This window comes from Actinocrinis sp. (assembly GCF_035946395.1).
In the GTDB taxonomy this organism is placed as follows: Bacteria; Actinomycetota; Actinomycetes; order Streptomycetales; family Catenulisporaceae; genus Actinocrinis.
On record NZ_DASYZI010000208.1, the window covers coordinates 1 to 8,885 of the forward strand.

The 8,885-nt window shown below is 69.3% G+C and carries 9 protein-coding genes and 1 pseudogene; 4 read left to right on the plus strand and 6 right to left on the minus strand.

The window, feature by feature from the left end; translation table 11 throughout:
• Positions 1 to 220 (plus strand): annotated as a pseudogene (locus VGS97_RS12785) (cold-shock protein); the annotation flags it as partial.
• A gap of 25 nt (positions 221 to 245) precedes the next feature.
• On the opposite strand, the gene VGS97_RS12790 reads toward VGS97_RS12785, so the two are convergent.
• The 3 genes from VGS97_RS12790 to VGS97_RS12800 are packed head-to-tail and all read right to left on the minus strand — an operon-like array spanning position 246 to position 3,132.
• Positions 246 to 1,118: a 1,4-dihydroxy-6-naphthoate synthase gene (locus VGS97_RS12790; RefSeq protein ID WP_349262107.1), complete on the minus strand. Its 873-nt coding sequence runs from the start codon at positions 1,116 to 1,118 to the stop codon at positions 246 to 248.
• An 11-nt stretch (positions 1,119 to 1,129) separates the two neighbouring features.
• Positions 1,130 to 1,801 carry a futalosine hydrolase gene (locus VGS97_RS12795; protein WP_326853620.1) on the minus strand — a complete coding sequence of 224 codons (672 nt, stop codon included), beginning with the start codon at positions 1,799 to 1,801 and terminating at the stop codon, positions 1,130 to 1,132.
• Between the two features lie 26 nt (positions 1,802 to 1,827).
• The gene (locus tag VGS97_RS12800) at positions 1,828 to 3,132 is read right to left on the minus strand and encodes an MFS transporter (RefSeq protein ID WP_326853621.1); all 1,305 of its coding nucleotides are present in this window, start codon (positions 3,130 to 3,132) and stop codon (positions 1,828 to 1,830) included.
• 368 nt (positions 3,133 to 3,500) lie between these two features.
• Between VGS97_RS12800 and VGS97_RS12805 the strand changes: the two genes are divergently transcribed.
• The gene (locus VGS97_RS12805; RefSeq protein WP_349262108.1) at positions 3,501 to 4,442 is read left to right on the plus strand and encodes a DUF3027 domain-containing protein; all 942 of its coding nucleotides are present in this window, start codon (positions 3,501 to 3,503) and stop codon (positions 4,440 to 4,442) included.
• Between the two features lie 326 nt (positions 4,443 to 4,768).
• Here VGS97_RS12805 and VGS97_RS12810 read toward each other — a convergent pair whose 3' ends face one another.
• From VGS97_RS12810 to VGS97_RS12820, 3 genes are all read right to left on the minus strand, one after another.
• Entirely contained in the window at positions 4,769 to 5,101 is a 333-nt protein-coding gene (locus tag VGS97_RS12810) for a DUF2530 domain-containing protein (RefSeq protein ID WP_326853623.1), read from the minus strand.
• 5 nt (positions 5,102 to 5,106) lie between these two features.
• Positions 5,107 to 6,336 carry an RNA polymerase sigma factor gene (locus VGS97_RS12815; RefSeq protein ID WP_349262109.1) on the minus strand — a complete coding sequence of 410 codons (1,230 nt, stop codon included), beginning with the start codon at positions 6,334 to 6,336 and terminating at the stop codon, positions 5,107 to 5,109.
• A 149-nt stretch (positions 6,337 to 6,485) separates the two neighbouring features.
• Positions 6,486 to 6,824, minus strand: coding sequence for a YciI family protein (locus tag VGS97_RS12820; protein ID WP_326853625.1), 339 nt, complete (start codon positions 6,822 to 6,824; stop codon positions 6,486 to 6,488).
• A gap of 187 nt (positions 6,825 to 7,011) precedes the next feature.
• Between VGS97_RS12820 and VGS97_RS12825 the strand changes: the two genes are divergently transcribed.
• Together VGS97_RS12825 and thpR are read left to right on the plus strand one after the other, a co-directional pair.
• Positions 7,012 to 8,301: an MFS transporter gene (locus VGS97_RS12825; protein ID WP_326853626.1), complete on the plus strand. Its 1,290-nt coding sequence runs from the start codon at positions 7,012 to 7,014 to the stop codon at positions 8,299 to 8,301.
• A 159-nt stretch (positions 8,302 to 8,460) separates the two neighbouring features.
• On the plus strand, positions 8,461 to 8,885 hold a 425-nt coding region (thpR, locus tag VGS97_RS12830; protein ID WP_326853627.1), incomplete at its 3' end, for an RNA 2',3'-cyclic phosphodiesterase.

Genomic DNA, 8,885 nt, shown 5'->3' on the forward strand with positions numbered 1-8,885 from the left:
CGGCGAGAGCGCGCTGAACCTGCACCTTCTGGACGCGCGGCCGTCCGTGGCCGCCGCGGTGCGCAAGCCCGCCGACGAACTCGTGGTCATCGTCGAGGACGTCATCAAGGTGCTCGACCATACGTCGAACACGCTGCGGCGCGGCAAGTACCCGGACAAGGACGCGGCTCAGAAGGTCGCCAAGCTGCTGCGTGCGGTCGCCGACCAACTGGACGCGTAACGCCTGTCAGACGCGTAGAGGCGCGTTACGCTGTCTGAGCCTCAAGAACCCCTTCATCTACCTCGTCGACGCCCAAGAGGCGTCGCACGGCCGCGAACCCCTCCGGCCCGAGGTCGCGGGTGAATTCGTTCACGTAGAGCGCGATGTGCGCCTTCGCCACCCCGGGGTCGAGCTCCTGCGCCATCCGCATGACATAGTCGCGGGACGCCTCGGGGTTCGCGAAGGCGTAATCCACCGAGTCGCGGATCGCCCGGGTGATCTCGGCGATTCGCGACTCGCCGAGTGACCGGCGGGCCACGATCGCGCCGAGCGGGATCGGCGCGCCGGTGACGCCCTCCCACCAGTCGCCGAGATCGACCTGGCAATCCAGACCGAAGTTCGGGTACGTGAAGCGTGCCTCGTGGATCACCAGTCCGGCGTCCACGGCGCCGTCACGGACCGCGGGCATGATCTCGTGGAAGGGCAGCACCCGGATCTCGCCGACGCCCCCGGGCACCTGATCCTCAGCCCAGCGCTGAAAGAGCAGGTATGCCGTCGACTTCAGGCTGGGTACCGCAACGGTCCTTCCGGATAAGGCACCGTGTTCTGGTGAGGTACTGGCAGATGTGGCACTGGCAGATGAGGCTCCGGTCGCCGAGTCTGGCCGGGTCAGGACCAAGGGCCCGCAGCCTCGCCCCAGCGCGCCGCCACACGGCAGCAACCGGTATGTCGCCAGTGCCTCCGGCAGCGCCGCGTACGAGATCTTCATCACGTCCAAGCCACCGTCACGGACCAGGTTGTTGGTCACGTCGATGTCGGCGTGAGTAACGTCGATCGGCGGCGCGCCCTCAAGCAGGCCATGCGACCAGGCGTGGAAGACGAAGGTGTCATTCGGGCACGGCGAGTACGCGATCGTCAGCGTCTGCGAGTTCACTGCACCAGTCCCTCCACGATCGCCGCCGCTGCGGCGGTGAGCGTCGCCAGCGCCTCGCCGATCCGCCAGGCGCCGCGGTCGCGCGGTCCGATCAGGTTCGACACCGCGCGCACTTCGGCGACCGGCAGGCCGAAATGCGCGGCGGCCACGGCAACACCGTAGCCCTCCATCGCCTCGCCGACCGCGCCCGGGTGGCGCGCACGCAGCCGGGCAGCCTGCTCGGCGGTACCCGTCACGGTGTTCACCGTGAGCAGGTCGCCGCTCACCATGTTCACTGTGAGCAGGTCGCCGCGCACGGCCTCAAGCTTCATGGGCGCCAAGGGGACCGCAGGGTACGCCGTCGTGCCGAATCCGAGCTCGTCGACGGACAGGAAGCCCTCCGGCGTGTCCGCGCCGAGGTCCGCCGCGATGATCCGCTCGGCGATCAGCAGGTCGCCGAGCTGCGCGGCGTGCGGGAACGCTCCGCCGATCCCCGCGCTGACCACCACGTCGTACGGCGCGCCGTCGTACTGGGCGCGGACCAGCGTCGCTGCGGTCGCCGCAGCGGCAGCCGCCGCGCCTACGCCTCCGGCGACCACGCTGCATGCCTTGCGCGACTCCTCGGGCAGCCCACGCTCGAATGCGGTCCGTTCGGCCTCGACCGCGGTGATGACAAGGATCCGATGCACAGTCAGACGCCCATTCAGACGCACCGTCAGGACGCCGCGTGTGAAGCGGCCGGCAACCAACGCAGGTCGTACCACGCCTTCGCGGTCAGCAGCGCCATGACGCTCAACCCCACCGCTCCGATGCTGACGCCGAACACCCCGCTGGAGGGCATCGCCAGGCCGATGCCGCCGCCGAGCACCCACGCGAGTTGCAGCAGCGTCTCCGATCTGGCAAAGGCCGACGTGCGCACCCGCTCCAGGGTGTCGCGCTGAAGCAGCGCGTCGAGCGAGAGCTTCGCCAGCGACGGGGCCAGCCCGGCGACCGCGGCCAGCACCAGCACCATCGGCAGGCCGTAGAAGAACGCCGCGACGATCGCGGTCACCGACGCCAGCGCCACCGCCGAGGTGATGATGGCCTCGGGCGCGCGACTCTTGAGCCAGGCGCCGAGGAACGACCCCATGGCGCTGCCGGCGAAGACCGCCGCCGCGAACACGCCGACCGCGGTCAGGTTCTTCAGCCCGCCGATGGGGTGGCTGCGCACCAGGAACGCCATGAACAGGCTCAGGAAGCCGGAGAAGGCGCGCAGCGTGGCGGTGGCCCGCAGAGCGAGCAGCACCGAGGGGCCGACCGAGCGCAGGCGGCGATTCGGCATCGACTCGGCGACCGTGGCGTCGGGTCCGCGGTCGCGCTTGCGCAGTTGCGCCTTGAGCTCGCCCTCGTCCGAGTCGACGACCTTGGGCAGCCGGATCGCCAGCCAGGTGCCGAGGAAGAAGATCAGCGCGGCGAAGCCGAGCGTCCACTGCGGTCCGATCACCCCGAGCCCGGCGCCGATCGGCGTTGCCACGGCGGTCGATGCGAGAGCCGTCATCGAGATCCGGGAGTTCGCCCGCACCAGCGTGGTGCCCCGTGGCAGTACGCGCGGGATCACAGCGGCGCGGCTGACGCCGTACGCCTTCGAGGCGAGAAGCAGGCCGAAGGCCGCCGGATACAGCGCCAATCCACCGCCGCCGATCGTCTTCGCCATCACCAGGCAGAGCAGCGCACGAATCAGCGCGGTCACTGCCATCGCGAACCGGCGGCCGCCGCGCAGCCGATCGAGCAGCGGGCCGATCAGCGGCGCGAGCAGCGTGAACGGGACCATCGTGATCAGCAGGTAGAGCGCGACCTTCGAGCGGGCCTCGTTCGGCTGCACCGAGAAGAACAGCGAATTGGCCAGCGCCAGCGTGACGAGCAGGTCGCCGGCGTTGATGACCGCGCCCATCTCCAGGACGTGTGCGAGACCCGACTCACCCGCACCGTCCGCGTGCGTGACGTGCTGGATGCGCCCGTAAACGGCGTCTGCCGCATCCATTCCGCGTCCCGCCGAGCGTCTGAACACTCGCCAGCCTCGTTGTAACGCGTCGTCGTGGTCCGGTGGTCCGACGCGTGTGGCGTCCAGCCCTGGAGTAGTCATGACTGTCGGGACGTCATCGGGCGTGCCGAACGCGGCCGTCTTCTCCAGCCCATGCATTTCAGGCCCGCTGTCTCTTATCGGCTCGTATTGCGGCGAGGAGGACTCGGCGGCCAGCCTCGTAACCCCGAGTCCTATCGACTCCGAGGACTGCCCCACCCCATGACCGCGAGAGCTCCGCCTACCAATGCTCACGAGCCTATCCTCGCGCGCTGACGCCTTGATTGTCTCGCGACCTCCAGAGGCATCCAGGAACGACTAACATCGACATCGTGAGCGCGACGACCCGGACCCGGCCGACCCGGACCCCAGTGCTGGACTCGGCCTGCGCCGAGGCGGCCGATCTCGCCTTCGCCGCCGCCGAGGATGTGGCCGGCAACGGGCGCGTCGGCGAGCATCTGGGCGCGGTCCCGGACGGCGAACGGATCGTCACCCATTACTTCGCCGCGCGAGAACGCGGCTACGTCGGCTGGCGCTGGGCGGTCACGGTGACCCGGGCCTCGCGCTCGAAGCAGGTCACCGTGGACGAGACGGTGCTGCTGCCCGGCGACGGCGCGATCCTCGCGCCGCGCTGGCTGCCGTGGAGCGAGCGGATCCAGCCCGGCGACATCGGCATCGGCGACCTGCTGCCCACCGCCGCGGACGACCCGCGGCTGGAACCGGGCTACACCGGCGCCGCCGACGACGAGCCCAAGCCGCTGCGCGACCCGGCGCCCATCCCGGCGGGCGACGCTCCTCCCGCGGACCCGCAGCGTGACAGCCTGCCGCTGATCGCGTTCGAACTCGGCCTCGGCCGCACCCGGGTGCTGTCGCTGATCGGCCGCCAGAGCGCCGCCGACCGCTGGAACGAGTCCTTCGGCCGGGCCACGGCGATGGCGCAGGCCGCCCCGGCGAGCTGCGCGACCTGCGGCTTCCTGACCACGTTGCGCGGCACGCTGAGCCAGGTCTTCGGCGTGTGCGCGAACGAGTACTCGCCGGCCGACGGCCACGTCGTCGCGCTGGACTTCGGCTGCGGCGGGCACTCGGAGGCCGCCGTGGTGCCCGACGCCGCCGAGTTGGGCGAACCGATCGTGGACGAGTACGCGTTCGATAACGTGCGATTCCGCCCTGAAGGCTCGATGCCCGTCGAACCGGCGCATGGCGGCGGCGCAGGTGACGCGGACGACGTGGATCTCGACGTCGACGACGAGGCCGCGTTCGGCCACTCGTGAGGCCCAGGGTTTGTCCAGGCGGCCGTCAGCCGCGCTGAGCAGCTATCTGTATCTGCGACTGAACAGGTATTTAACGGCTATCTACCGTGTGTGGGGTCGTACCACCCTATGCCGTTGCACACGGCGCATTCGCGCAGAGCCACTGTCTCCGTCACCCGTGACGCGCGCCCTGCGGCGCCACGCAGCAACCCGAAGGTCACGATGGTGCGGCCCTGCCCGTCGCAGTCTGGGCACAGTGCCATCATGGCGCCCGTCCTTGACTCGTTCGCTGCGGAGCGTGGTGATTGCACACCGGTCAGTATATGGACATTGGCGCGATCAGGCGACTACTCTGCGTTGACTTTGGACATCCTTTGCGCACGGCGACGTACGTAAAGCAGGCCCAACAGCCCCAGTAGGGCACCCGAAAGAGCGATCCACGGCCAGCGTCCGTGCCCGTCGCGCTCCAGCGAGGCACGCATGGGAATAAGGATCAAAAAGGCCATCGCGAACAGGATCGTGCCGATCCCCACGATCCGCACCAGGTCGACCTCCATCGGCTCCAGTTCGAGCCGTGCCGCCTCGGTGCCGTCCGCGCCGGGGGACCGGGACGCGGACGATCTGTCGGCGGACCGATCCGGCACCGCCTCCTGGCCGCGCTGGTCACGGGGAACTGTCACGGCGGTCAGCCTAGCCCGGCAAGCCTGCGCAGGATGAACTCCCGTTCCACGGCACCTTCGGTCAGCGCCAGTGCCTCTTGGTAGGCCTGCGCCGCCTCGTCCCTGCGACCGAGGCGGCGCAGGAGATCGGCCTTCGCCGCGGGCAGGTACCGGTAGCCGGCGAGGCTCGTGTCGCGCTTGTCGTCCAAGTGCCGCTCCAACTCCGCGATCTCGGCGAGCCCTGCCTCCGGCCCGTCAGCCATCGCACACGCGGCAGCACGATTGAGAGCGACTACCGAGGATGGCCATACGCACATGAGCACGTCGTAAAGGCGCACGATCTGCGGCCAATCCGTGCCCGAATACGTGGGCGCTTCGCTGTGCAGGGCGGCGATCGCTGCCTGAAGGGCGTACCTGCCCGGCTGCCCGCCGCGCAGCGCCTCAGTGACCAGGAACGAACCCTCCTTGATCTGCTCCTGATTCCACAGCGTCCGGTCCTGGTCTTCGAGCAGGACCAGCCGTCCGGCCGCGTCGGTACGGGCCTTCTCGCGCGCGTCGGTGAGCAGCAGCAGCGCCAGCAGGCCGCGCACCTCGCGCTCGTCGGGCATCAGCTTGAGCAGCATCCGCGCCAGGTCGATCGCGCGTTGCGCCAGCTCACGCTGCATCAGTTCGGCGCCCGTGGGATCCGTATGCCCGGTCGTATAGACCAGGTGCACCACCGAGAGCACGGCGCGCAGCCGGTCCGGCAGCTCGTTCGTCTCGGGCACCCGGTACGGGATGCGGGCCGCGGCGATCTTCTTCTTGGCCCGGGTGACCCGCGCGGCCATCGTCGCCTCGGAGACCAGGAAGGCGTCCGCGATCTGCCGGGTCGTCAGGCCGCAGACCAGCCTGAGGGTCAGCGCGATCTGCGCCTCGACGCCGAGCGCCGGGTGGCAGCAGGTGAACACCAGGCGCAGCCGGTCGTCCGGGATCGCGCCGCCGTCCCCGAACCGCCCGACGAACTCGCTGTCGAGTTCGTCGTCCAGCGCGCCGTGGCTCGGCTCCGGCTCGACCAGCAGCGGCAGCTTGTTGCGCAGCGCCTGCTGGCGCCGATAGAGGTCCAGCGCCCGGCGGCGGGCCGTGGTCGTCAGCCAGGCGCCGGGACTGTTCGGCACGCCCTGCCGGGTCCACGCGTCGAGCGCCGCCAGGTAGGCGTCCTGTACGCACTCCTCGGCCAGATCGAGATCCCCGGCGACACGCACCGTCGCGGCGAGCACGAAGGCCCATTCGCGACGGTGCGCGTCCGCCACGGCCGACCGCACCTCGTCCGCGGCACCCTGTGGTTCAGGCATCGCGTGCTCAGACATCACTGTGCTTCAGACGTCGTCGTGCTTCAGACATCGCTGCGGTCCCGGCGGCAGAGCGCCTAGAAGACCATGATCGGCCGGACCTCGACGCCGCCGTTGAGCACCGGCACCAGCTTGCCTATGGCCAGCGCCTTGTCCAGGTCCTCGGCCTCGACCAGGTAGTAGCCGCCGAGCGCCTCCTTGGTCTCGGCGAACGGCCCGTCGGTGACCACGTCGCCGCGGATGCTCGTGGCGGTCGGGCTCGGCTGGAGCGCGTGGCCGCTCACGATCTTGCCGCCGAGCTCGACCACCTGCTCCGCGAAGCGGTTGTGCGCGGTCAGCATCCGGTCGAACTCATCCTGCGCAGCGGCGGCCCATGTCGCCTCGTCGTCGAAAATCAGGATCATGTACTCGGCCATGCTGGTGTCCTTTCACCTCGGAGCGGTTCCGACACCCTTCCGACGAACAGCATGCCGCCGAATCGACAACCCCGCCGTGCGGATCCGTGAACTCGGGGATGTAAGGACCGAAGTACGGAATAACCTGTTTCTCATTAGCGTATCTAATGAGGTAGGCTCACCACCGCACCGACCGAGGGGGTTGCCCTTGAGCGCGCAAAGCGCCCTGAAATCCACGTTCCGATCGCTCAGCAACCGCAACTACCGGCTCTTCTTTGCAGGGCAACTCGTCTCCAACACCGGCAGCTGGATGCAACGCATCGCTCAGGACTGGCTGGTGCTGGCGCTGACCCACAGCGGCATCGCGCTCGGTGTGGTCTCAGCGCTCCAGTTCCTGCCGATCCTGCTGCTCTCGGTCTGGGGCGGTGCGCTGGCCGACCGCTACCGCAAGCGCATCATGCTGATCATCACGCAGAGCGCCATGGGCGTCCTCGCCTTGGCGCTCGGTCTGCTCACGGTCACCGGGGTGGTGACGGTCTGGCAGATCTACCTGTTCGCCCTCGCCCTCGGCGCGGTCGCCGCGCTCGACACTCCGGCACGCCAGTCCTTCGTGGTCGAGATGGTCGGCCCGGAGCAGTTGCAGAACGCCGTCTCGCTCAACTCGGCGAACTTCAATCTCGGCCGGGTCGTCGGTCCGGCGGTTGCCGGTGTGATGATCGGCCTGTTCAGCTCCGAGGTGGCCGGCAGCGGCTGGGTGTTCCTCATCAACGCGGTCTCGTACGTCGCGGTGGTCACCGGCATCGCCGCGATCCGGCCGCGCGAGCTGCTACCCGCCAAGCGGATCGAGCGGCGCCGCGGCCAGCAGATCGAGGGTTTCCGCTATCTGCGCACCCGCCCCGACCTGCTCGCCGTGCTCGCCACCGTGCTGGTGTTCGGGACCTTCGGGCTCAACTTCCCGGTTCTGCTGCCGCTGTTCACCACCCGGGTCTTCCACTCCGGCGCGTCCGCCTACGGGCTGCTGTCCGCGATCATGGCCGTCGGTTCGCTGACCGGCGCGCTGCTCGCGGCCCGCCGCGGAACCTCTCGGATACGTGTCATCCTGGGCGGTGCGCTGGCATTCGGTGCCTTAGAAGTAATCAGCGCCATGATGCCGGATTTCGCCACGTTCGCCGTGCTGCTTCTGCTCACGGGCATCGCCGCGCTGACTGTGGCCACGACGGCGAACTCGGTCATTCAGACCACTGTGGTACCGCAGTTGCGCGGCCGGGTGATGGGTGTCTACCTGCTCGTATTCATGGGCGGCACTCCGATCGGCTCGCCGCTGGTCGGCTGGATGGCCGGTCTGGTCGGAGTACGCTGGACACTGGCGTTCTGCGGCGTGGCCACCGCGCTCTGCGCGATCAGCGCGGCGTACGTGCTCGCCTGGCGCACCGATCAGAGAATTCTGGCCAGTGTGACCCGCCGCCCGCACGTCGCAGTGGTGCCGCGTACCGCATGATGGGTCGAGTGGCACCGTCGCCAGTGGCGCGTGCCTGACGGCTCTTGGAACTTAACCGGGACCTTGGGGCGGTTGTAGGCTCGACCGCCGTTGCGCGTCGGCCGATCCTGAGCCGCCGTCCCGGTTATGTTCGAAGAGGGCCCTTGACCGGAGGTCTCGATGCGGCTGTTCGTCGCGGTGATCCCGCCGCGCCCCGTCGTGTTGGAACTACGCGCCGCACTGACCACCCTGCCGCATGACAACCCCCGGCTGCGCTGGTGCCGTCCGGATACTTGGCACGTCACCCTGGCGTTCTTCGGCGAAGTGGCCGAGGACGCGCTGGACGACCTCAAGGACCGGCTCGGCCGCGCGGCCGCACGCAACACCCCGATGGAGCTCGCCCTGGCGGGAGGCGGCCACTTCGGCGGGCGCACGCTGTGGACCGGGGTCCAGGGCGAACGCGACCGGCTCGGCAGGCTCGCCGAGTCGGTGAACGGCGTCGCCCGGCGCTGTCACATCAAGGTGGACGAGCGTCCGTTCCGGCCCCACCTGACGCTGGCGCGGGTGCGCGACTCGGCGAACGGGAACGGCTCGGCCAAGGCCGG

Bases quoted from the DNA above. Each gene is read 5' to 3' on its own strand.
- VGS97_RS12800 (WP_326853621.1), bottom strand. From the start codon at position 3,132: ATGGATGCGGCAGACGCCGTTTACGGGCGCATCCAGCACGTCACGCAC.
- VGS97_RS12820 (WP_326853625.1), bottom strand. From the start codon at position 6,824: ATGGCCGAGTACATGATCCTGATTTTCGACGACGAGGCGACATGGGCC.